At 59.5% G+C, this 309-nt stretch carries 1 pseudogene; it reads left to right on the top strand.

The features are described from left to right. Positions 1-309: pseudogene (locus tag EN846_RS34375) on the top strand (Error-prone DNA polymerase 2); the annotation flags it as partial.

The following is a 309-nucleotide window of genomic DNA, read 5'->3' as shown; positions in this document are numbered from 1 at the left end:
ATCAAGCATGAACTGCGCCTGATCGAGATCCTGCAATACGCCCCATACTTCCTGACCGTGAACGCCATCGTGCAGTTCGCGCGCAGCAGGGACATCCTGTGCCAGGGCAGAGGGTCGGCAGCGAACTCCGCCGTGTGCTACGTGCTTGGCATCACCAGCATCGATCCCGAGCGCAACAATCTCCTTTTCGAGCGCTTTGTCTCGCAGGAGCGCAACGAGCCCCCGGATATCGATGTCGTTTTCGAGCATGAGCGGCGCGAAATCGTCATGCAGTGGGTCTATGAGACCTATGGCCGCGACCACAGTGCC

Source organism: Mesorhizobium sp. M4B.F.Ca.ET.203.01.1.1 (assembly GCF_004791025.1).
In the GTDB taxonomy this organism is placed as follows: Bacteria; Pseudomonadota; Alphaproteobacteria; order Rhizobiales; family Rhizobiaceae; genus Mesorhizobium; species Mesorhizobium abyssinicae.
Note: the sequence above shows the minus strand (reverse complement) of the source record. Positions and strands in the feature narration are given on the sequence as shown.